18 protein-coding genes are annotated in these 21,552 nt (G+C 71.2%); 9 read left to right on the top strand and 9 right to left on the bottom strand.

Annotation, left to right across the window (positions count from 1 at the left end):
* The first annotated feature begins 73 nt into the window (after positions 1–73).
* Complete coding sequence (locus ACTWM8_RS30660; protein ID WP_446211962.1) at positions 74–994, top strand: hypothetical protein; 921 nt, start codon at positions 74–76, stop codon at positions 992–994.
* A gap of 69 nt (positions 995–1,063) precedes the next feature.
* Here the strand turns inward: ACTWM8_RS30660 and ACTWM8_RS30655 are convergent, their stop codons facing one another.
* The gene (locus ACTWM8_RS30655; protein WP_446211961.1) at positions 1,064–2,143 is read right to left on the bottom strand and encodes an inositol-3-phosphate synthase; all 1,080 of its coding nucleotides are present in this window, start codon (positions 2,141–2,143) and stop codon (positions 1,064–1,066) included.
* Positions 2,144–2,166: 23 nt separating this feature from the next.
* Positions 2,167–2,805: a PadR family transcriptional regulator gene (locus tag ACTWM8_RS30650; protein WP_446211960.1), complete on the bottom strand. Its 639-nt coding sequence runs from the start codon at positions 2,803–2,805 to the stop codon at positions 2,167–2,169.
* Positions 2,806–2,978: 173 nt separating this feature from the next.
* On the opposite strand from ACTWM8_RS30650, the gene ACTWM8_RS30645 reads away from it, so the two are divergent.
* The 3 genes from ACTWM8_RS30645 to ACTWM8_RS30635 all read left to right on the top strand — a co-directional run bounded on the left by ACTWM8_RS30645 (position 2,979) and on the right by ACTWM8_RS30635 (position 8,044).
* Positions 2,979–3,437 (top strand): DUF5318 domain-containing protein, encoded by a 459-nt coding sequence (locus ACTWM8_RS30645; RefSeq protein WP_446211959.1) that lies wholly within the window; start codon positions 2,979–2,981, stop codon positions 3,435–3,437.
* A gap of 197 nt (positions 3,438–3,634) precedes the next feature.
* Entirely contained in the window at positions 3,635–6,394 is a 2,760-nt protein-coding gene (locus tag ACTWM8_RS30640) for a transglycosylase domain-containing protein (protein ID WP_446211958.1), read from the top strand.
* Positions 6,395–6,535: 141 nt separating this feature from the next.
* The gene (locus ACTWM8_RS30635; protein WP_446211957.1) at positions 6,536–8,044 is read left to right on the top strand and encodes a glycosyltransferase family 87 protein; all 1,509 of its coding nucleotides are present in this window, start codon (positions 6,536–6,538) and stop codon (positions 8,042–8,044) included.
* 125 nt (positions 8,045–8,169) lie between these two features.
* On the opposite strand, the gene ACTWM8_RS30630 is transcribed toward ACTWM8_RS30635, so the two are convergent.
* The gene (locus ACTWM8_RS30630) at positions 8,170–10,470 is read right to left on the bottom strand and encodes a hypothetical protein (RefSeq protein WP_446211956.1); all 2,301 of its coding nucleotides are present in this window, start codon (positions 10,468–10,470) and stop codon (positions 8,170–8,172) included.
* A gap of 5 nt (positions 10,471–10,475) precedes the next feature.
* A complete protein-coding gene (locus tag ACTWM8_RS30625; protein WP_446211955.1) occupies positions 10,476–11,258 on the bottom strand; it encodes a deoxyribonuclease IV in 783 nt (260 codons plus the stop codon).
* 641 nt (positions 11,259–11,899) lie between these two features.
* On the opposite strand from ACTWM8_RS30625, the gene rpsF reads away from it, so the two are divergent.
* The 4 genes from rpsF (at position 11,900) to rplI (ending at position 13,550) form a co-directional block, all read left to right on the top strand.
* Positions 11,900–12,190, top strand: coding sequence for a 30S ribosomal protein S6 (gene rpsF, locus ACTWM8_RS30620; RefSeq protein ID WP_120328341.1), 291 nt, complete (start codon positions 11,900–11,902; stop codon positions 12,188–12,190).
* Between the two features lie 81 nt (positions 12,191–12,271).
* Complete coding sequence (locus tag ACTWM8_RS30615) at positions 12,272–12,808, top strand: single-stranded DNA-binding protein (RefSeq protein ID WP_446211954.1); 537 nt, start codon at positions 12,272–12,274, stop codon at positions 12,806–12,808.
* Between the two features lie 41 nt (positions 12,809–12,849).
* Positions 12,850–13,089: a 30S ribosomal protein S18 gene (rpsR, locus tag ACTWM8_RS30610; protein WP_007073789.1), complete on the top strand. Its 240-nt coding sequence runs from the start codon at positions 12,850–12,852 to the stop codon at positions 13,087–13,089.
* A 14-nt stretch (positions 13,090–13,103) separates the two neighbouring features.
* Positions 13,104–13,550, top strand: a complete 447-nt coding sequence (rplI, locus tag ACTWM8_RS30605) for a 50S ribosomal protein L9 (RefSeq protein ID WP_179802406.1) — start codon at positions 13,104–13,106, stop codon at positions 13,548–13,550.
* A 74-nt stretch (positions 13,551–13,624) separates the two neighbouring features.
* On the opposite strand, the gene ACTWM8_RS30600 is transcribed toward rplI, so the two are convergent.
* Positions 13,625–15,169 carry a hypothetical protein gene (locus tag ACTWM8_RS30600; RefSeq protein WP_446211953.1) on the bottom strand — a complete coding sequence of 515 codons (1,545 nt, stop codon included), beginning with the start codon at positions 15,167–15,169 and terminating at the stop codon, positions 13,625–13,627.
* Between the two features lie 413 nt (positions 15,170–15,582).
* Between ACTWM8_RS30600 and ACTWM8_RS30595 the strand changes: the two genes are divergently transcribed.
* The gene (locus tag ACTWM8_RS30595; RefSeq protein WP_446214722.1) at positions 15,583–18,249 is read left to right on the top strand and encodes a replicative DNA helicase; all 2,667 of its coding nucleotides are present in this window, start codon (positions 15,583–15,585) and stop codon (positions 18,247–18,249) included.
* 108 nt (positions 18,250–18,357) lie between these two features.
* Here the strand turns inward: ACTWM8_RS30595 and ACTWM8_RS30590 are convergent, their stop codons facing one another.
* The 4 genes from ACTWM8_RS30590 to ACTWM8_RS30575 form a co-directional block, all read right to left on the bottom strand.
* Entirely contained in the window at positions 18,358–19,041 is a 684-nt protein-coding gene (locus ACTWM8_RS30590) for a maleylpyruvate isomerase N-terminal domain-containing protein (protein WP_446211952.1), read from the bottom strand.
* Positions 19,042–19,117: 76 nt separating this feature from the next.
* Positions 19,118–19,531 (bottom strand): TFIIB-type zinc ribbon-containing protein, encoded by a 414-nt coding sequence (locus ACTWM8_RS30585; RefSeq protein WP_334569948.1) that lies wholly within the window; start codon positions 19,529–19,531, stop codon positions 19,118–19,120.
* Between the two features lie 29 nt (positions 19,532–19,560).
* The gene (locus tag ACTWM8_RS30580) at positions 19,561–20,196 is read right to left on the bottom strand and encodes a phosphoribosyltransferase (RefSeq protein WP_446211951.1); all 636 of its coding nucleotides are present in this window, start codon (positions 20,194–20,196) and stop codon (positions 19,561–19,563) included.
* Between the two features lie 10 nt (positions 20,197–20,206).
* Positions 20,207–21,532: a glycosyltransferase 87 family protein gene (locus ACTWM8_RS30575; protein ID WP_446214721.1), complete on the bottom strand. Its 1,326-nt coding sequence runs from the start codon at positions 21,530–21,532 to the stop codon at positions 20,207–20,209.
* Between the last annotated feature and the right edge of the window lie 20 nt (positions 21,533–21,552).

Raw genomic sequence — 21,552 nt, 5'->3', positions numbered from 1 at the left:
CCCCGGCATACGACGTCTCGATCACCGGTACGACCGGGGCGTCATCCGCCACCACCACACGGGGGACACCATCGTGAACAAGGACCAGGACAGCGCCATCGGCCGTCGCCACCTGCTGCGTCGGGCGGGCACTGTCGCCGCTGGCCTCGCCGGCACCGCAGCGGTGGGCGCGGCCGCCGCCGGCCCGGCTCAGGCCGCACCGGGTCAGCCGGTACTCCAGGGGCAGGTCAACGAGGCGGGCACGCCCACCACGCTGCGCGGCGGCTCGGCCACCTCGGCCACCCTCCGACTGGAGAACCCCACCATCACCAACATGGAGGGTGTCGAGGTCGCCAGCCCGGCCCTGCGGCTGACCCCGAACGGGGAGAGCATCAACCAGAAGTCCGAGATGGGCTCGGTCGCGATGGATCGTTCCGGGACGATCTGGGCGGTCACCGGCGAGGGCCTGCCGCCCGAGACGGGCAACTTCGTCGAGTACATCCGGACGGAGACGAACACCAACCAGCTGGTGCCGGTCGTGCCGCAGCGGGTGATCGACACCCGGACCGCCGCCGGTCGGGCCCGCATCGTGAACCCGGCCGGCAACCTGGACAGCTCGGGCCGGCTGCTGCGCGGCCGCACGATCCAGGTCAACCTGGATGAATTCGTCTACTCCGGTCAGGCCGTGTACGGCAATGTGACCGTCACCGGCGCGCTCGCCGCCGGGTTCCTGCAGGTCTACCCGCACTCGGCTCAGCGTCCGACGGCGTTCTCGACGATCAACTTTCAGGCCGGCCAGACGCTGTCGAACTTCTTCCTGACCGGGATCAGCCCGGTGATCGACTACATCTCCGTGCACGCGCAGCAGACCACCCACGTGATCCTCGACGTGGTGGCGTTCGTCGTCGCGGCCGGCCGGGTCAACCCGGCGATCCTGCCCACCGACGACCCACTGGCGGCGGAGGACCGGCGGACGCAGCTGGCCCGGCGGACCAAGCCGTCCTGGGCCAAGTAGGCCTGCACGTACGCGACGAGGGCCGGGTCCGAATGGACCCGGCCCTCGGCCGTGCTGCTGGTCAGCGCGTCAGCGCTCGACCTCGCCCTTGATGAAGGACTCGACGGCGGCGTGCGCGTCGTGGTCGGCGTACTGCACCGGCGGGGACTTCATGAAGTACGACGAGGCGGACAGGATCGGGCCGCCGATCTTGCGGTCCAGGGCGATCTTCGCGGCGCGGACGGCGTCGATGATCACACCGGCGGAGTTCGGCGAGTCCCACACCTCGAGCTTGAGCTCGGCGTTGAGCGGGGTGTCACCGAAGGAGCGGCCCTCCAGGCGGATGTAGGCCCACTTGCGGTCGTCGAGCCACGGCACGTGGTCCGACGGGCCGATGTGCACGTCGCTCTTGCTCATCTCGTGCGGGATCTGGGAGGTCACCGACTGGGTCTTGGAGATCTTCTTCGACACCAGGCGGTTGCGCTCCAGCATGTTCATGAAGTCCATGTTCCCGCCGAAGTTGAGCTGGTACGTGCGCAGCAGCTCCACCCCGCGGTCCTCGAACAGCTTCGCCAGCGCCCGGTGCACGATGGTCGCGCCGACCTGGCTCTTGATGTCGTCACCGACGATCGGCAGGCCCGCGTCCTCGAACTTCTTGGCCCACTCGGGGTCGGAGGCGATGAAGACCGGCAGGGCGTTGACGAACGCGCAACCGGCGTCGATCGCGGCCTGGGCGTAGAACTTGTCGGCCTGCTCCGAGCCCACCGGCAGGTAGGAGACGACCACGTCGACCTGCGCGTCCCGCAGCGCCTTGGCCACGTCGACCGGCTCGGCGTCGGACTCCTCGACGATCTCGCGGTAGTACTGGCCCAGGCCGTCGAAGGTCGGGCCGCGCTGCACGGTGATGCCGGTCGGCGGCACGTCGCACAGCTTGATGGTGTTGTTCTCGCTGGCCACGATCGCCTCGGCGAGGTCCATGCCCACCTTCTTGGCGTCCACGTCGAACGCCGCGACAAACTCCACGTCCGATACGTGGTAGTCGCCGAAGGTGACGTGCATGAGACCCGGGACGCGGTCGTTCGGGTCGGCGTTCCGGTAGTACTCCACGCCCTGTACGAGGGACGAGGCGCAGTTACCCACACCGACGATGGCGACGCGGACGGAGCCCATAGCGTCTGCCTCCTTCTTCTTCATCACGGCCGCTCTTTCCTGGACGCTCCAGGCGGGGGCGGGCTGTTGTTGTCTCGTCGGCCGCCGGCCGTCCCGGGTTTCGGGACCGTCGGGGCACGGCCGGAGCGCTCGTTGGCGATGAGCTCCTCCAGCCAGCGGACCTCGCGCTCACAGGCGTCGAGCCCATGGCGTTGCAGTTCCAGGGTGTACGCGTCGAGGCGCTCGGCCGCCCGGCCCAGCACGTCACGAAGACCTTCGCGACGCTCCTCGATCGTGCGTCGGCGACCCTCCAGAATTCGGAGTCGGGTCGCCTGGTCGGTCCGGGCGAAGAACGCGAAGTGCACACCGAAGCCCGTGTCGTCGTACGTCTCGGGCCCGGCCTGCGCGATCAGCTGGGCGAAGCGTTCTTTGCCCTCCGCGGTGATTTTGTAGACCACCCGACCTCGTCGGCTGGTCAGCGCGGGAACCTCCTCGGCGGTCGCGGGTGTCTCGGCGGCTTCGGTGATCCAGCCCGCCGCCTGCAGCCGGCGCAGGGTCGGGTAGAGCGAGCCGTAGCTGATCGCCGCCCGGATGGCTCCCAGCTTGGCGGCGAGCTCCTTGCGGAGCTCGTAGCCGTGCATCGGAGCCTCCTGCAGAAGGCCGAGGATGGCGAGCTCGAGCACGGGCCATCCTTCCTACCCCGGCGCTGGGCCGTTAACCGCCTCGATGTATCGGACCGATACATCGCACGTTAGTACCTCACCAGCGATCAGGGCAAACCCCCGTTCCGGGATGTTCTTGTCACTCATCGTGACGGCGGTCGCCTCACCCGGCCGGACCGCGTACCCTTCACCGCATGCGTACGCAGCGCCAGGTGGTGGACTACTCGCTGAAGAAGCGGGCGGTGCTGCGTGAGCTCCTCGCCGGTCGGGTCGGTACGTACGACGTCTGCGACGCCTCGCCGTACCTGAAGAACGCCGCCCGGTTCCACGGCGAGCCGACCGAGGAGCGCTGCCCGATCTGTCGGAGCGAGAACCTCATCCACGTCCACTACATTTACGGGGACGAACTCAAGCAGTCCGCCGGCCAGGCGCGCACGTTGGCCGAGTTGCCCGTGCTGGCGATGACGCTGCGTGAGTTCCAGGTCTTCGTGGTGGAGGTGTGCCTCGGCTGTGACTGGAACCATCTCGTCGAGCAGTTCCTGCTCGGCCGGGACGGGCTGGCCGAGGGCGGGTCGGAGCAGGGCGCGGTGGGCGGCGTGACCGCCAACGGGGCCGGTCCGGCACGAGAGCGAAGGCGAGAGGCGCAACGGTGAACCTGGCTGGACCGGTCGCTACCGGTGCCGTCGACGACGGACACCCCGCCCGGCAGCTCAACGGCCCGATAGGTCCGAATAATACGTATCTGACGGCGTCGCTCCGGTCGCACCGCGAGCGGACGTCACGTGTGTCAACTCACGGCAACCCGGTGGTGGCGCCCCCGCGTCCCACCGCGACCGGCAGGGTGTGAGGAATGAACTCGTACGGCGATCCCAGTTCCCCGCGTGCGCGGGCCCAGGTACCGGGCTCGAACGGTGACCCCGGCGCGGCTCCGGCCGGCCGGGCCTCGATCGGCGGCGCGCCCGCCGGCCGGGCCTCGGCGTCGGTGCCGCCACGCGCGGCGGGAGCGGCCGGTTCGGCCTCGGTGGGCCGCGCGGGCGCGGGACGGGCCTCCGTGCCGGTCTCCCCGGCACCGGGTGGCCGGGCCGGCGCGGGACGGGCGTCCGTTCCGGTGTCCCCGGCCCCCGGCCAGGCCGGCCGCGCCCCGGTGGGCGTGGGCTCCGCCGGGCGGGCGAGCGTCGGATCGGCCGCCGTCGGCGGTCGGGCGGCGGTGGCCCGCGCGGGCGTGGCGCCCGTCTCCGGCGGTGGCCCCGGCGGTCCGGGCGGCCCCAACGGCCCGGGACGCGGCGGCCGCGGTGGCGGACCCGGGCCCGGCGATCCGGGCGCGGTGGCCCGGGCGAAGAAGCGCAGGCGGGTCAACATGCTGATCGCGGGCTTCGCGGTCTTCATCATGCTCGCCGGCATCGGCGTGATCGGGTTCACCTACTACTCGACCAACGTGGTGCTGCCCAACCAGATCAACCTGCCGTTGGCCACCACGATCTACGCTGCCGACAACAAGACGCCCATCGCCAAGGTGGGTGAGCAGAACCGGACCTTCGTCTCGATCAACCAGATCCCGCCGCACGTGCGGGACGCGGTGGCCGCCGCCGAGGACAAGAACTTCTACCGCCACTCCGGCGTGGACTACAAGGGCATCGCCCGGGCCGCCTGGAACAACCTCAGCGGCGGTGACAAGCAGGGCGCCTCGACGATCACCCAGCAGTACGCCCGCAACGCCTACGAGAACCTCCAGGACGACTCGTACGCCCGGAAGGTGAAGGAGGCGATCGTCGCCTCCAAGCTCAATGATCAGTTCACCAAGGAACAGATCATGGAGCACTACCTGAACACCATCTACTTCGGCCGGAACGCGTACGGCATCGAGGCGGCCGCGCAGGCCTACTTCGGCAAGTCCGTCTCCAAGGTCGACGTGGCGGAGGCCGCGGTGCTGGCGGCGTTGATCAAGCAGCCGGAGCCGAGCCCCACCCACAAGGGGTACGACCCGGCGGTCAACCCGACCGACGCCAAGATCCGGTGGGACTACGTCATCAACAACATGGCCAGCGAGGGCTGGATCGACTCGCCGAACCACCCGCCGCGTCCCGCCGGTTACCCGACGAAGACGTTGAAGAGCCCGAAGCAGTCGAGTGCCGGCATCAAGTTCGGGGTCAACAACCCGATCGGCAACGTCATCAACTACCTCGTGCCGGAGATGCGGGAGAAGAAGCTCTGCACCGACAACGAGGCCGCGGCGACGGATCGCCAGCCGCTCTGCTCGACCATGCTCAAGCAGGGCGGGTACCGGATTCGGACCACCATCGACATGAAGGTCCAGAAGGCGATCACCGACGCCGCCCAGCGCAGCACCAAGGGCTCGGAGCTGGACGGCGCGCGGAAGAACCTGATGGCGGCCGTGGTGTCGATCGACCCGAGTAACGGCCGGGTGCTCGGCTACTACGGCGGTGACGACGGCACGGGCACCGACTACGCCGGCAAGAACACCGACGCGAGCGGCAACGTGACCGGTGGGCACTCACCCGGTTCGAGTTTCAAGATCTACACGCTGGCGGCGGCGATCGAGGACGGGAAGTCCGTCGAGTCGCGCTGGAAGGGCAAGGCCTTCACCCCTGACGGCGTCAAGTTCCGAGTCAGCAACGCCGGTACCGACAACCCCAGCTGCGGCGACTCCTGCACGCTGCGGGAATCGACCCTGAAGTCGCTGAACGTGCCCTTCTACCACGTCAGCCTCGCCATCGGGCCGGAGAAGATCGTCGGGATGGCCAAGAAGGCCGGCGTCAGCATGATGTGGCAGACCAACACCAACCCGCCGAAGGGGCACGACCTCACCAAGGAAGACCCCAAGGACCTGGCGCCCGACCCCTTCTACCACGTGGTCGCCTACGGCCAGTACCCCATCACCGTGCTCGACCACGCCAACGGCATCGCCACCTTCGCCAACAAGGGCGTCTACAACAAGGCCCACTTCCTGGTCTCCGCGGAGAAGCAGAACAAGGACACCGGCAAGTGGGAGAAGCTCGGCGGCGAGCAGCTCAAGCCGCAGAAGCGGATCGACCCCAACGTGGTCGCCGACGTCACCAACGTGCTCGAGGATTATCCGGCCAAGGTCAACCACGTGCTGGACGGCGGCCGGAAGGCGACCGCCAAGACCGGTACGTGGGAGCTCAAGGAGGGCACCAACGAGAACGGCGACGCCTGGATGATCGGCTACACCCCGCAGCTCGCCACCGCCGTCTGGGTGGGCAACAAGGGCAAGCGGGAAGCCATCAAGATGAAGGACGGCCGGAACATCAGCGGTTCCCTCATGCCCGGTGACATCTGGGAGCGGGTGATGGACGACTCGCTCAAGGGCGAGGACAAGCTCGACTTCCCGCCGGCCGCGAACATGGGTGACAAGGAAGCGGGCAACGGCACCCCGCCTCCTCCGCCGCCGCCTGTCCCCGGCCAGCCGCAGGACTGCGGACCGCTCGGCCTGTTCTGCCCGCCGGGTGGTGGCGACAACGGCGGCAACCAGGGCCCGGGCACGCCGACCGATCCCCGCGGACCCGGTGGCGGCAACGGCGGCAACGGCGGCGGTCTCCTACCGACCCTGTCACCCCGTCTCCGGGAGTAACCACCCCTGACACCGTCGACGGCGGCCGGACCTCGGGTCCGGCCGCCGTCGACGTTCCACGAGCGGGTCCCGCGCTGATTTTCGGGTTGTGGCGCTGCGGGACGGGACGGCGACCCCGGACGTACGGCAGGATGCCTCTTCATGAGCACCCAGTCGACGGCCGGCCTCGACGACGCCGGGACCAGCGACCACCCGTCCCGGTCGGACGGTTTCGTCCGAGGCGCCTCCGAGCTGATCGGCGGCCCGCTCGGCGACCACGCGGTCGCGCTGGACCGGCCCGCCGGCCGGGAAGGGCGCTTCTGGACCGCCGCGCGGATCGTCCTCGCGCTGGCCTGCCTCACCCTGGCGCTGCACTGGGTGCAGAAGTCGCCCTGCCAGGACGGCGCCTGGCAGAACAACGTGCAGTACACCCGGCTCTGCTACACCGACGTGCTCGCCCTCTACTACGCCGAGGGGCTCAACGAGGGCAAGGTCCCCTACCGGGACCACCCGGTCGAGTACCCGGTGCTCACCGGCTACTTCATGGGCGCGCTCGGCCTGCCGGTGCACAGCTTGGGCGCCGACGACCCGCAGCTCAACCAGGGCCAGTGGTTCTACAACCTCAACGCGCTGACGCTCTGCGCGCTGGCGGTCGCCACCGTCGCGGTGATCCTCGCCCTGCGCCGCCGACGACCCTGGGACGCCGCGCTCTTCGCGCTGGCCCCGGCACTGCTGCTCACCGCCACGGTCAACTGGGACTTCCTCGCCATCGGACTGGCCGCCTTCGGCCTGGCCGCGTGGGCCCGACGCCGACCCGCGCTCGCCGGGCTGCTGCTCGGCCTCGGCGGCGCCGCCAAGCTGTGGCCGCTGTTCCTGTTCTGGCCCATCCTGCTGCTCGCGTTGCGGGCCGCCCGGGTGCGCGCCGCGCTGACCGCCATCGGCACCGCGGTGGTGGTGCTGTTGGCGGTCAACCTGCCGGTGGCGATCCCGTACCGGGAGAACTGGTACCGCTTCTTCGAGCTGAACGACACCCGACCCATCGACTGGGGCACGCTCTGGTACATCGGGCGGTACTTCGACGGCAAGGTGAACACCGGCGTGGCCGGCGACCAGGGGCCGTTCCAGTGGTTGAACACGCACATCCCGACGCTCAACACCCTGTCGTACGCCCTGTTCATCCTGGCCTGCCTCGGCGTGGCCGCGCTGGCACTGCTGGCCCCCCGCCGACCCCGACTGGCCCAGCTCGCCTTCCTGGTGGTCGCCGCGTTCCTGATCTTCAGCAAGGTCTGGTCGCAGCAGTTCGTGCTCTGGCTGCTGCCGCTGGCGGTACTGGCCCGCCCCCGCTGGGGGGCCTTCCTCGCCTGGCAGCTCGCCGAGGTCTGCTACTTCGCCGCCTTCTACGGCGAGCTGCTCGGCGCGGCGACCAGCCGGCCGGTCTTCCCCGAGGGCGTGTTCGTGCTGGCCTCGACGCTCCGGCTGGGCACGGTCGTGCTGCTCTGCGTGCTGGTGATCCGGGACATCCTGCACCCGGAACGCGACGCGGTGCGGCGCACCTACGCCGACGACCCGGACGGCGGCATCCTCGACGGCGCCCCCGACGCCCCCTGGCTCGCCGACCGCCACACCGCCGCCCGCTCTCCGCAGCCTCTTTCGACCACCGTCCCCACCTGACGACGCGCAAGTCCAAGACGGCCTCGGGTAGTCAGGTTTTGCGGGGGAGCCCGACCGGCGCAGGGATCAAGCTTGACCGCCCGGAGCCGGTCGGGCTCCCCCGCAGAACCCGCCCCGTGCCGCGCTCAGAGACGGAACACGACGGCGTCGCCGACCTCCTCGCGGGTGATGCCGAGCTGGTCGACCGGCGCGTTGACGGTGACCTCCCACGGGGTGCCGACGATCTGGTCGCGTAGCAGCACCACATTGCGGACGCCGAGCGTGCGCAGGTAGTCGACGCTGGTCTGGTCGGGGAAGGCCAGCGTCACCCGGCGCACCTCGTCGAGCTGGGTGGGGGTGAAGCCGCTGCCGCCGTTGACCAGGTCCGGGAAGGTGCTGGTGGACCAGAGCATCACCGGCTGGTCGAGGTTCTGGCTGCTCGGCAGCACCAGCATCGGGCCGTCCACGGTCCGCATCGCCACCGGCTGCTCGGGGACCACCGGGTGCGGGGTGACGTTCAACCCCTCCAGCAGGACGAGCAGCACCGGCACCACCGTGGCCACCCGCAGCCACGGCGACGGCCGGTACGGGGCACGCTCGGCGGCGATCTCGCCGACCCGGTCGGCGAAGGCACTCACCGCACCGGCCGCGAGCAGGCCGAGCAGCAGCGTCGTCCAGAGCATCATCCGCCCCGGGGTGCGCAGCCCGTTCCAGCCCGGGAGGTGCTCGAAGAGCAGGCCGTAGGTGAAGGTGCCGTCGAAGAACCGGGTGCCCATGGCCAGCACCATGGTGACCAGCACCCCGGCGAGCAGCAGCAGCCGCTGCCGCAGCTTCCAGACCGAGAAGAACAGGCCCCCCGCGGCCAGCGCGTAGAGCACGAAGCCGGGCAGCAGCGTCATCTCGGGGTGCCAGGGCAGCGTCGCGCGCGCCGCCTCGTGCAGCTCGCCCCACACCCGGGACTCCGCCGGGGCGGTGAAGAAGCCCAGCGCCGGCGGCGAGTAGATCCCGATGTCGCCGAGCGTGCGCGCCGCGTTGGGGTGCAGCTCCGCGACCTTGAAGTACGGGATGGCCAGCAGCGCGCCCACGCCGGCGAAGATCAGCCCACCGACCAGGTCCGCGACGAGCAGTCGGGTGCCGAACGGACGCTTCACCGGCCGGACCACCCAGCGCCGCAAAAACCAGGTCGTGGCCGCGACCAGCACGATGCCGGCCAGGACGTACGCGAACGGCAGGCCGATCCCGAAGCCCAGGCTGAGCTGCCAGGCCGCCACCAGCCACCCGGTGTACGTCCAACCCTCGTGCCGCCGTTCCGGGCGGTAGCCGTACCGCAGCGACCAGCCGTGACCCCGGGCCAGCATGGCCAGCGCCAGCGGGATACCGCCGTTGGAGACGATGTGCAGGTGCCCCGCCTGGGCGAGCAGCCACGGGGCGTACGTGTAGCTGACCCCGGCCACCGCGGCCCCCGCGCGGCCCGCTCCCAGCTGCCGGGCCAGCGCGTACGCCCCGAGCGTGGCCAGCGCGTGGGCCAGCACGAACATGATGTTGTAGCGCAGCACGGCCGCCTCGGGACCGGTGCCGAGCATGCCGGCCGGGGCGTAACCGAGCAGCATGTCGGAGAAGGCGAAGCTCCACTGCTCCGGGAAGAACGTGTTGGAGTGGAACAACTGCCCGGGCTCGGTCCGCAGGGCGTGCCCCGACCAGGCCATCTGCCAGGCCTGCAGGCTCGGGTCCCAATAGTCCTGCGGCAGCGTGTAGAGCGGGTAGCGCAGCGTCGGCCAGGTCATGCCGACGGCGAGGGCCAGCGCGGCCAGGGTGGCCAACGTCCACTCGTGGACCAGGAGCCGACCGACGGCGCGCGCCGTTCGGCGGGGACGCCCCGGCACCGGGTCGGGCGCCGGAGCGAACGCCGACCAGCGGTCCCGCGCCTCTCCGCCGCCGTCCTTCTTCTCGTCGCCGTCGCTCCCGGCCTTGGCGTCGGTGGCGTCGCCCTTCCCGGTGTCGCCGGTGGTGGCCTTCGCGGTGTCCGTGGCCTTGGCCTTGGCGTCGGTGGCATCGTCTTTTCCGCCGTCGCCGCTGGTGGCCTCGGCGGTGTCCGTGGTCGCGGCCTTGGCGTCGGTGGCGTCGTCCGTTCCGGCGTCGCCGGTGGTCTTCGCGGTGTCCGTGGTCGCAGGCTTCGCGTCGGCGGGGTCGTCTTTTCCGCTGTCGCCGGTGGTCGTGGGCTTCGCGCCGGCGGGGTCGCGCGTTCCGGCGTCACCGGTCGCGGTCTTCGCGGTGTCCGTGGTCGTGGACTTCGCGTCGGTGGCGTCGCTCGTACCCGGGGTCTTCGTGGTGGCCGTCGCGTTGGCGGCGCCGTCTTCACCAGTGGCGCCCGGGGGCGTGCCGCCCTGCTCGTCGGGCCCGTCGGTCTGCCCGGTCGGCTGGGCGCCGCCGGTCGCGTTCGTGGTCATCCGGGTCAGGCCCCCGTGCCGAGATTGTCCCGCAGGAAGGCGATGTCCGCCCCCTGACCCGCGACCCCGCCGGGCGTCTCCACGATCACCGGCGCGCCGGCGGCGCGGATCACCGCGACCACCAGATCCGGGTCGATGGTGCCGCCGTCGAGGTTGTCGTGCCGGTCCTGCCCGGAGTTGAAGCCGCCCTTGGAGTTGTTGGCGTGGACCAGGTCGATGCGTCCGGTGATCGCCTTGACCCGGTCGACCAGGTCGAGCAGTTCCTCGCCGCCCGCGTAGGCGTGGCAGGTGTCCAGGCAGAAGCCGACCTCGTGGTCGCCGACGGCGTCCCAGAGCCGGGCCAGCGCGTCGAGCCGTCGGGCGCAGGCGTTGTCACCGCCGGCGGTGTTCTCGATCAGCACCGGCACCGGGAAGCCGCCGGAGTCCGCCGCGTACGCGAAGGTCTTGCGCCAGTTGTCGAAGCCGACGGCGAGGTCGTCACCGGCGTTGACGTGCCCACCGTGCACGATCAGCCCCTTGGCGCCGACCTCCGCCGCCGCGGCCGCGTGCCCGAGCAGCAGCTTGCGGCTGGGGATCCGGATCCGGTTGTTCAGGGTGGCCACGTTGATCACGTACGGGGCGTGGACGTAGAGGTCCACCTCGGCGGCGCGCAGCCGGGCCGCGTCCTCGCGGGGTTTCGGGGCCTTCCAACCCTGCGGGTCGGAGAGGAAGAACTGCACCGCCTCGGCGGAGCGGGCGGCCGCCTCCGCCAACGGGTCGGCCTGGTCGACGTGGGCTCCGATACGCATGCAGGCGAGCCTACGTCGCATCCCCGACGCCCGGGGTGACGGAGGCGGGGAGTCGGGGCACCGGATGCGGCCCGCTCGCGTCACCGTCGGGGCGGGCGTTCGTTTACCCGGGTGGGATCGATGCCGGGCTCTTCCGGCCGATATGGCCAGGGGCACCGCGGTCGATCCCGGTGCGGGGTCACCCCCGTCGTGCGGCCCGGCACGTCGGGGCGGGACCCGCCCGACCCGATCCACCGACCACCAACAGGAATCTCGGACTAATAGTGGTATTTCCACCAACCAGTGACGAGAGCCGTTGTACCGTCGGATAACAACAGGAAAGAGCTCCGCGGGGCGTCCTCGATCCAACCTCATCGGTGTGGTCGTTCCTCCCCAGGTCCCACCCAAGGAATGCGGACGGGACGCCCCGCGGTCCATGTGGACAGGGGTCCGCCACCGGCCTTCGGGCGTCGGGGGGCGGGCCCCTGTCGCCACGCCCGGCCGGCCGGTCCGACCTGCCCGGGCATGATCGTCCGGACCGGGTATTCTGGTCCGGTTGTCCGCGTCCGGCCGGGTCCCCCCGATCCCGGAGGCGGCAGCGACGCACGACCTCCTGCCACGGAAGGACCGTGGCCGCACAGCCCACAGGAGGTGAGCACGTCTTGCGTCATTACGAAGTCATGGTGATCCTCGACCCCAGCCTCGAGGAGCGCACCGTCGCCCCGTCGCTCGACACGTACCTGAACGTGATCCGGACCGCGGGTGGCTCGGTGGAGAAGACCGACGTGTGGGGCCGCCGGCGCCTCGCGTACGAGATCAACAAGAAGGCCGAAGGCATCTACGCCGTCATCGACCTGCAGGCGACGCCGGAGGCGGTGGCCGAGCTGGACCGTCAGCTGCGGCTCAACGAGTCCGTGCTGCGCACCAAGGTCATCCGGCCGGAGATGCGCTAAGCATTCAAATCCCGGTTCGCCCGGATCAGCCTCATCGGTGCTGTCGGAGGGCTCTGAGAGCCTGTACGACAGACCTGATGAGTGCGCGAGGAGATGGTCATGGCAGGAGACACCACCATCACGGTCATCGGCAACCTGACCGATGACCCCGAGTTGCGGTTCACCCCGTCCGGTGCGGCGGTCGCCAAGTTCCGGGTCGCTTCGACGCCCCGGTTCATGGACAAGGCCTCCGGCGAATGGAAGGACGGCGAGCCGCTCTTCCTGGCCTGCACCGTGTGGCGGCAGGCGGCGGAGCACGTCGCCGAGTCGCTCCAGCGGGGCGCCCGCGTGATCGTCTCGGGTCGGCTGCGTCAGCGGTCGTACGAGACCCGCGAGGGTGAGAAGCGCACCGTCATCGAGCTCGAGGTCGACGAGATCGGCCCGTCGCTGCGCTACGCCACGGCGAAGGTGCAGAAGATGTCGCGCTCGGCTGGCGGCGGCGGTGGCTTCGGTTCTGGTGGCGGTGGTGGCCAGGGTGGCGGCGGAGGCAACTTCGACGACCCCTGGGCTTCGGCCGCGCCGTCTCCGTCGCGCTCCGGTTCGGGCGGCGGAAACTTCGACGAGGAGCCCCCGTTCTAATGGCGCCGAGCGCCCGCGATCGCAAACCAGGAGCACGAGCAATGGCCAAGGCTGCGGCACTTCGCAAGCCGAAGAAGAAGGTGAACCCGCTCGACAAGGACGGGATCACCTACATCGACTACAAGGACACCGCGCTGCTGCGCAAGTTCATCTCCGACCGCGGCAAGATCCGCGCTCGGCGGGTGACCGGCGTGACCTCGCAGCAGCAGCGGCAGATCGCCCGTGCGGTCAAGAACGCCCGTGAGATGGCGCTCCTGCCGTACACCGCCACGGCCCGCTGAGAGGAGGCACCGACATGAAGATCATCCTGACCCAGGAAGTTTCCGGTCTCGGTGCCCCCGGCGACATCGTCGAGGTCAAGAACGGCTACGGCCGTAACTACCTGCTGCCGCAGGGCTTCGCGATCAGCTGGACCAAGGGTGCGGAGAAGCAGGTCACGGTCATCAAGCGGGCCCGCTCGGCCCGCGAGATCCGCGACCTCGGCCACGCCAACGAGGTCAAGGACCAGCTCGAGGGTCTGAAGGTCAACCTGAAGGCCCGCGCCGGTGACGGCGGTCGGCTCTTCGGCTCGGTCACCCCGGCCGAGATCGTCGACGCCGTCAAGGCGGCCGGCGGCCCGACCCTCGACCGTCGTCGGCTGGAGCTGCCCGGTCACATCAAGTCGACCGGCTCCTACCCGGTGCGGATCAAGCTGCACCCCGAGGTGACCGCCAAGTTCGACCTCAACGTCGTTCAGGGCTGACACCCACCGCACGACGAAAGGGCCCGCACCGGACTCCGGTGCGGGCCCTTTCGCATGCCCTCGTAGCGGCGGACTCAGCCGATCGGCTGACCGGTCACCGCGCTGATCATGACGGTGGAAAGGCCCCCGCCGACCACCGCCGCGGCCAGCGCCACCGTCGCCGACCGCCAGGTCGTGCCCACCCGGCGCAGCAGCCCCGCGACGACGAGGCTGCTCACCAGCGCCAGCCCGAAGCGCGGCGCCCCGGCCACCAGCGACGCGAAGGCGTGCGCCCGCGGCGAGTCGCAGCCGCCGCCGCTGATGTCCGTCACGCACCCCGCCGGCGCCTGGCCGTCCAGGGTCAGCAGCCACCCGAAGACCAGCGCCGCCGGCACCAGATAGCAGGCGGCGGTGTAGAGCAGCGGACGCAGCGGACCACCCGGATCCGGGTCCAGCAGGTCGTCCTCCAGGCGGCGGTTCCACACCCCGCCGCCGACCGAATCGATCCGGTCACGCCACGACGGCGCGGCGACCGGCGTGGCCGGCTCCACCCGACGACGGGGAGACGGGCGCGGTCGCGGCGCGGTGTAGGCGATCGCCGGCGACCGGGGCGCCGACGACGGCGGGTCCATCCACCGCGGATCGTCCCCGGCCAGCCGCGTGCCCGACCAGAACCCGTCCGGCTGCTCCGGCCACGACCAACCCTCACCGGTCACCGGCTCCGCCGACCGGGACGGCTCGGTACGGTCCCAGCGGCTGACGTCGGTGCGGTCCTCCCACCGGCTCGGCTCCTCGTACCGGTCCCGCCGGGCCAGGTCGCCGCGGTCCCACTGGCCGGCGTCGGTGAACCGGTCCCACTGGCCGGTGCTGTCGCCCTGATCCCATCGGGCGGCGCCACCGGCGGCGTCCCAGCGGTCCTCGGGGCCCGAGCGCTGCCAGGCGTGCACCCCGGAGGCGTCCCACGGGTCCACCGCCGGCCGGTACTCCGGTTCCGGCTCCGCCACCGGCTCGGCACGGCTCCACGGGTCGACCGCCGGGCGGGACCAGGCGTCGGCCGAGGCGCGCCGGCTGCGCCGGGTCGGCCGCTCCACCTCCCGCGCGGCCGCGCCCGACTCCTCGTCGGACTCCTCTACACCCGACCAGATCACCTGGGGACGGCGCGACGCCGACCGGCGCGGACGGGGCGTCGGCGCGGTGCCGGAGACCGGCTCGTCCGCCATCGAGTCGGCGCGCCGGCTGCCGACGTACCCCTGATCCTGCGGACGGTCGAAGGTCCACTCCCGGGTGTGGTCGGACTCGGCCGCGGCGCCGATCGCCCGGGGCTCACCCCAGCTGCGCTCGCTGCGCCGCCCGCCCCCGGAGATCGGGCGGTCGTCGTACTCGTCGTCGTCCGGCGCGGCGTGCCGGCCCCGGCCGTCGGCGTGCGCGATACCCGACTCCACGGCCCAGCGCGGCAGGTAGGCGTCGACCGGCTCCTGCTGGCCGCGCTCGACGGCCCGCCGTCGGCTGGGGGTGCGGTAGCCCTCGGCCGCGTACCGGTAGGGATCGGCCGGGACAGCCTCGCCGAAGTCGTCCCACGGGGCGACCGGCTGACGCTCGCGCGGGCTGCCCTCCCCGCGCTCCCAGTCCCGGTAACTCACGGCCGGAGCGTGACCCTTCTCAACCGAAAGTGCAATCCGCTGTCCAGGTGTAGCCGTTCCCAGCAGATAGTACGGGAAATCCGAACCCAAAGCCTTACCGGAAAATACCCGTCCACAGGGTGGGGATGATGTTTCTGCAGGTCAGAGCCGATCGGCCCAGAATTCCCCACCGGTTTTCCACAACCTGTGCACACGCTGCGCACATGCTCGTCCACTCCATCCACAGGTTGTCCCGAGGCTCGTCCACCGGCCTGGTTGGGGTCTGACCTCGGGTTCCGTATCGTGGGGCACCGACCGGTCGCGCGATCGCCCCCGATCGACCGGCCGGGTCGATCGGAAGTTGTCGCACCCGGCCGGTAGAGCTGGTATCGACCCGACGCAGTGGAGGGGGATCCGTGTCGGTCACCGACGACATGCGGGCGGAGCCCCGGGCCGGCGGGCAGCCGCCCGCCCCCGCGCAGCGCGACGGGCAGTTCGACAAGACCCCGCCGCAGGACGTCGCCGCCGAGCAGTGCGTCATCGGCGGCATGCTGCTCTCCAAGGACGCCATTGCCGACGTCGTGGAGATCCTGAAGTCGAGCGACTTCTACCGGCCGGTGCACGCCACCATCTTCGACGCCATCCTGGACATTTACGGCCGGGGTGAGCCGGCCGACGGGATCACCGTCGCGGCCGCCCTGGCCGACTCCGGCGATCTCGCCCGGATCGGCGGCGCCCCCTATCTGCACACCTGCATGGCCGCAGTGCCGACAGCAGCGAACGCCGCGTACTACGCCCGGATCGTCGGCGAGCGCGCGGTGCTTCGTCGGCTGGTCGAGGCCGGCACGCGGATCGTGCAGCTTGGCTACGGCACCGCTGCTGGCGGTAGCCGAGACGTCGACGACGTGGTCGACCTCGCGCAGCAGGCGGTCTACGAGATCACCGAGCGCCGGGTCAGCGAGGACTTCGCGGTGCTGGCCGACATGCTCCAGCCGACGCTCGACGAGATCGAGGCGGTCGGGGCGCAGGGCGGGGTGATGACCGGCGTGCCGACCGGCTTCACCGACCTGGACCGGCTGCTCAACGGCCTGCACCCGGGGCAGCTCATCATCGTGGCCGGCCGGCCTGGTCTTGGCAAATCTACCGCTAGCATGGACTTTGCCCGAAATGCTGCTATCCGCGCCAACCAGGCGGCGGCGATCTTCTCGCTGGAAATGAGCAAGGTCGAGATCGTCATGCGACTGCTCTCGGCCGAGGCGCGGGTTCCGCTGCACGTGCTGCGCAGCGGCCAGCTCTCCGACGACGACTGGACCAAGCTGGCCCGCTGCATGGGCGAGATCAGCGAGGCGCCGCTCTTCGTCGACGACACGCCGAGCATGAACCTCATGGAGATCCGGGCGAAGGCGCGCCGGCTCAAGCAGAAGCACGACCTCAAGATGATCGTGGTCGACTACCTCCAGCTGATGACCTCGCCGAAGCGGACCGAGAGCCGCCAGCAGGAGGTCGCGGATCTCTCCCGTGGCCTGAAGCTGCTGGCCAAGGAGGTCGAGTGCCCGGTGATCGCGGTGAGCCAGCTGAACCGTGGCCCCGAGCAGCGCACCGACAAGCGCCCCCAGCTGTCCGACCTGCGTGAGTCGGGCTGCCTTACCGCCGACACCAGGCTCATCCGTGCCGACGACAACTCCGAAATCACTCTAGGTGAGCTGCTGGAGGCGGGGACGAGGGAAATTCCGGTCTGGGCGCTCGACGAGAACCTCCGATACGCCCCGCGCACGATGACCCATGTCTTTCCCAGTGGCAACCGGGAAGTTTTCCGCCTGACCCTGGCCTCCGGGAAGCGGATCGACGCGACAGCCAACCATCCCTTCCTGACCTTCGCGGGTTGGGTGCCGCTGGGTGAGCTGACGTCTGGAGCCCGTCTCGCCACGCCCAGACACGTGCCTCCGCCCCTGGCTATCCGGCCCTGGGCAGAGGCCGAGGTGGTGCTGCTGGCGCATCTGCTCGGCGACGGCTCATTCGTGCGACGTCAGCCGATCCGTTATGCCAGTCGGGATGAGGAGAACCTGCAGGCTGTTGCCGAGGCCGCGAAGCACTTCGGTATCACCGCCGTTCGTGACGACTACGAGGCCGCCCGGGTCACCACGCTCCGGCTGCCCGCCCCCTACCGGCTGGCTCGCGGTCGGCGTAATCCGATTGCCGAGTGGTTGGACGGCCTCGGTCTGTTCGGCCTGAGGTCGCATGAGAAGTTCCTCCCCCAGTCGGTCTTCAGCCTGCCGAAGGAACAGGTGACCCTCTTCCTGAGGCACCTGTGGGCGACTGACGGATCGGTCTGTCTGAACAAGTCGGGCCGGGGCGGTCGGGTCTACTACTCCTCGACCAGTCGTCGGATGCTCGAGGACATCTCTCGTCTGCTGCTCCGGTACGGAATCACGGCTCGGCTCAAGGCGGTGCCCGTGGCGCACCACCGGCCTCAGTACACCCTCGACATCTCGGGGCGAGACGACCAGCTGCGGTTCCTCCGTGAGATCGGAGTGCACGGTGAGCGGGCCCACAACTGTGTGGAGCTGCTCGCCTCGCTGCAGTCGATGGAGAGCAACACGAACGTCGACACCGTGCCGACCGAGGTGTGGACCAGAGTTCGCGAGATTCTGGTCGAGCAGGGCATGAGTCACCGCGATTTCGCGAAGGCCCTCGGCACCCAGTTCTGCGGAAACACGCTGTGGAAGCACGCACCGAGCCGGTCGAGGCTCGCCAAGATCGCTGCCGTTCTCGACGCCGCCGATCTCGATCTGCACGCCACCAACGACATCTTCTGGGACGAGATCGTCGCGATCGAGTCCCTGGGCCAGCAGGACGTCTTCGACGCGACCGTGCTCGGGACCCACAACTTCATCGCCAACGGCATCGCCACCCACAACTCGATCGAGCAGGATGCCGACGTCGTCATCCTGCTGCACCGCGACGACTACTACGACAAGGAGTCGCCCCGCGCCGGCGAGGCGGACTTCATCGTCGCCAAGCACAGAAATGGGCCCACCGACAGCATCACTGTCGCCGCCCAGCTGCACCTCTCCCGCTTCGTCGACATGGCGATCGTCTGACCGTCGCTCGCCGAACGCCTGCCTGCCAGCCCGTCGAGTTCCTGCCCGCGAGCGAGCCAGCGGCACGGTGACGACGCCCGCGCCGATGCCGGGCTGACGGCGGCCGGTTCAGCCGAGCAGCGGGAACCAGCCGGCGGCCTCGCCCAGCGCTGCGCGGTCCCGGTCGGTGAGCGGCTCGCGGCCGGCGGCCTTGAGCAGGTACCCGGCGTCGTCCCAGCCGCTCGGGCGGACCGCGTCGTCGCTGAGCAGCCCGTCCACCGTGGTGACCGCGACGCGGCAGGCGAGCGGCCCGGGCGACGGCGCGTCGGGCAGGTCGAGCACCAGGTCCAGGTGGTGGATGACGGCCTCGGTGGTCAGCGTGGCCAGGAAGTCGGGTACGCGCAGCACGTGCCCCTGGGTGCTGACGCAGCCGGCCGGGTCGGCGGCGGTGGCGGCGCGCACGGCGGCGGGGGCGGTGTCGGACCAGAGCCGGACCACTCCGCTGGGGCGGTCGAAGGCGGCGGCGGAGCGGCGGGCCCACCAGGCGTGCCGGGCGGCGTCGTCGCCGTCCCCGCCGGGCGGGAAGGAACGCCAGTAGCTGACGTCGTCCACGTCGGGCGGCCCGTCGGCGGGGCTGGCCAGGGCGACCAGGGCGCGCTGGGCGTCGCAGAGCACGTGGAAGAGCAGGTCGGCGACGAGCCAGCCCCGGCAGCGGGTGGGTCGTTGCAGGTCGGCGTCGTCCCGCCCGGCGACCACGGCGGTGATCCCCTCGTACGCCTGAGCGAGCGCCTCGTGCTGCGCGATCGACCTCATGAGGGGGAGCCTGCCACGGGTCGCCCGGATCGGCAGGGCGGAAGGGCCGGGGCGGGTGCCCCGGCCCCGGTGCCGGTCAGCCGAACATCTCGTCGAGGAAGCTCTTGTGCTTCTTGCGCTTGTAGTGCCCGTGGTAGCCGTGGTGCTGCTGCTGGTGCCCGCTGTGGCCGTACGCCGGCTGCGGCGGGTACGCCGGCGCGTGCGGCGGCGGGGGCGGCACCGCCGGGTAGCCCGGCTGGTGCGGGGGCGGCGGCGGAGGAGGGGCGTACCCGCCGGCGACGTGGCCGGGCTGGGCGGGGCCGTGGCCCGTGGGCTGCCCGGGTGCCGGGGCGGCGTGCTGCTGGTTCCAGTTCGCCTCGGCCTCGAACAGCTTCTCGAGTTCACCGCGGTCGAGGAAGATCCCCCGACACTCGGTGCACTGGTCGATGACGACTCCGCTGCGCTCGTACTGGCGCATGTCTCCGTGACACTTGGGACAGGTGAGCTGCATCGCTCGACCGTACCCGGTCGACGCGAGGTTCAGGCGGTGGCGATCAACGTCTCGTTGACCTCGTCGTCGGAGACCTCGTGGAAGTCCTCGTAGTACGCGCCGACCGCACCGAACTCCGGCGGGCGCTGGGCGCAGATCACCTGGTCGGCCTCGGCGGCCAGCATCTCGTACGCCTCCTGGGAGCCGACCGGCACCGCGACGACGACCCGGCGGGCGCCGAGGTGGCGGGCGACCTGGACGGCGGCCCGGGCCGTCGCGCCGGTGGCCAGTCCGTCGTCGACGATCACGGCGGTTCGGCCGTTGAGGTCCAGCGGTGGCCGACCGGCCCGGTAGCGGGCCTCCCGGCGTTCGAGTTCGGCCTGTTCCCGGCGTTGCACGTCGGCGACGTCGTCGGGGCCGAGCCGGGCGGCGACCACGTCGTTGAGCACCCGGACCCCGCCGGGGCCGAGTGCGCCGAAGGCGACCTCGGGCGCCCAGGGCATGCCGAGCTTGCGGACCACCAGGACGTCCAGGGGCGCGCCGAGCCGGTCGGCGATCACGCGGGCCACCGGCACGCCGCCCCGGACCAGCCCCAGCACGATGACGTCGGGTTCTCCGACCAGGCCGGTCAGCCGTTCGGCGAGCTGTCGGCCGGCATCCTCACGATCGCGGTAGGTGCTGCTCATGTCCTCAGGTCTACGCCCTGGGGAGGGCCGGTGTCGGCGACTCCGGCGAAACGGTGGCCGGCTGTCCGGCCAGCGCGGGCGCCCAGACGAGCAGGGCCAGCGGGTAGAGCAGGTAGCCGAAGCGGGTGGTGGGCATCAGCAGGATCGCCGCCAGCAGGCCGTATCCGCAGATCAGCGCGGTGGCGGTGGCGGTGCCGGGCGGGCGGCGCAGCAGCCGGACGGCGATCGCCAGGCCGGCGGCGACGAGCAGCGCCGCGGCGATCACCCGGCCGCCGGGGAGCCCGGTCGCGATCAGGTGCCCCGGGAAGGGGGACTGGGCGGGGCTGGTCACCAGCCCGTGGCCGAGCGGGAACCGCAGCACGTTCTCCACCAGCGCGTCCCGGTCGACCAGTACCGCCGGCACCAGGGCGAGCACCGGCAGGCCGAGCGCGCCGACGGCGACCCGGAGCCCGGCCCGCCGGGTGGCGCCCCAGAAGATCAGGACCAGGGCGACCGGCCAGGCGAAGAGCTTCAACGCGCCGGCGAGCCCGACCGCCACGCCGGCCGCGCCGGGCCGGCCGGCGGCGGCGCACGCCAGCGCCAGCAGGCAGAGCGCGAGTACGGGCAGGTCGTCGCCGCCGGTGGCGAGGGTGAGCGCGCAGATCGGCAGCACGGTCGCGGCCTGTACGCCGCGCAGCACCGCCGCCGGGTGGGGGCGGCCGGCCGAGGGCCGGCCGGCGGCGCGCAGCGCGACCACCGCGACGGCCAGCGCCAGCGCGGTGACCAGCGCGAACCACACCCGGGAGTCGGTCCACCAAGCCTCCACGCCGGCCCGGGGCAGCCCGAACAGCGCCATTCCCGGCTGGTACGGCGTGTAGCCGAGCAGCCGTTCGTCGGCGGGGAGCGCGGCGATCGCGTCGGGCCCCAGGTAGGGGGTGCCGTGCTCGGCGAGCCGGATGCCGGCGTGCTCGACGACCACCACCTCCTCCTGCGCCCGGTCGGTACGCCCCGACGCCCGCTGGACGCTCTGGATCACCAGCGGCAGCAGGGCGGTGGTCGCCCAGGCCAGCGCGGTGACCGCCGAGCGCGCCGGCACCCCGGCCAGCTCGGGGCGGCGGTTTCGGAGCAGGAGCTGGCCGACGACCAGCAGCGCGGCGATCAGGTAGCCGACGGCGGCGACGCTCCCCCAGGCCCGGTGCGGTGCCAGGGTGGAGGTGGCGGCGGTGATCGCGGCGAAGGCGGCGGAGACCGCGTAGAGGCCGAGGTCGAGGGCGAGGCCGCCGGCGGTGGAGTCCAGGGCGCGCCAGGTGCGGGAGGCGGCGGTGTCGAGGGCGAGGCCGCCGGCGGTGGAGCCCAGGGCGCGCCAGGTGCGGGAGG

This window comes from Micromonospora sp. IBSANI012 (genome assembly GCF_052814045.1).
This window is presented reverse-complemented; position numbering and strand designations above follow the sequence as displayed.

Coding starts and splice junctions, on each gene's coding strand:
- ACTWM8_RS30625 (WP_446211955.1), bottom strand. CDS start 11,258: ATGCGTATCGGAGCCCACGTCGACCAGGCCGACCCGTTGGCGGAGGCG.
- rpsR (WP_007073789.1), top strand. CDS start 12,850: ATGGCCAAGGCTGCGGCACTTCGCAAGCCGAAGAAGAAGGTGAACCCG.
- ACTWM8_RS30585 (WP_334569948.1), bottom strand. CDS start 19,531: ATGCAGCTCACCTGTCCCAAGTGTCACGGAGACATGCGCCAGTACGAG.
- ACTWM8_RS30580 (WP_446211951.1), bottom strand. CDS start 20,196: ATGAGCAGCACCTACCGCGATCGTGAGGATGCCGGCCGACAGCTCGCC.
- ACTWM8_RS30590 (WP_446211952.1), bottom strand. CDS start 19,041: ATGAGGTCGATCGCGCAGCACGAGGCGCTCGCTCAGGCGTACGAGGGG.
- rplI (WP_179802406.1), top strand. CDS start 13,104: ATGAAGATCATCCTGACCCAGGAAGTTTCCGGTCTCGGTGCCCCCGGC.
- ACTWM8_RS30630 (WP_446211956.1), bottom strand. CDS start 10,470: ATGACCACGAACGCGACCGGCGGCGCCCAGCCGACCGGGCAGACCGAC.
- ACTWM8_RS30640 (WP_446211958.1), top strand. CDS start 3,635: ATGAACTCGTACGGCGATCCCAGTTCCCCGCGTGCGCGGGCCCAGGTA.
- ACTWM8_RS30655 (WP_446211961.1), bottom strand. CDS start 2,143: ATGGGCTCCGTCCGCGTCGCCATCGTCGGTGTGGGTAACTGCGCCTCG.
- ACTWM8_RS30595 (WP_446214722.1), top strand. CDS start 15,583: ATGCGGGCGGAGCCCCGGGCCGGCGGGCAGCCGCCCGCCCCCGCGCAG.
- ACTWM8_RS30635 (WP_446211957.1), top strand. CDS start 6,536: ATGAGCACCCAGTCGACGGCCGGCCTCGACGACGCCGGGACCAGCGAC.
- ACTWM8_RS30645 (WP_446211959.1), top strand. CDS start 2,979: ATGCGTACGCAGCGCCAGGTGGTGGACTACTCGCTGAAGAAGCGGGCG.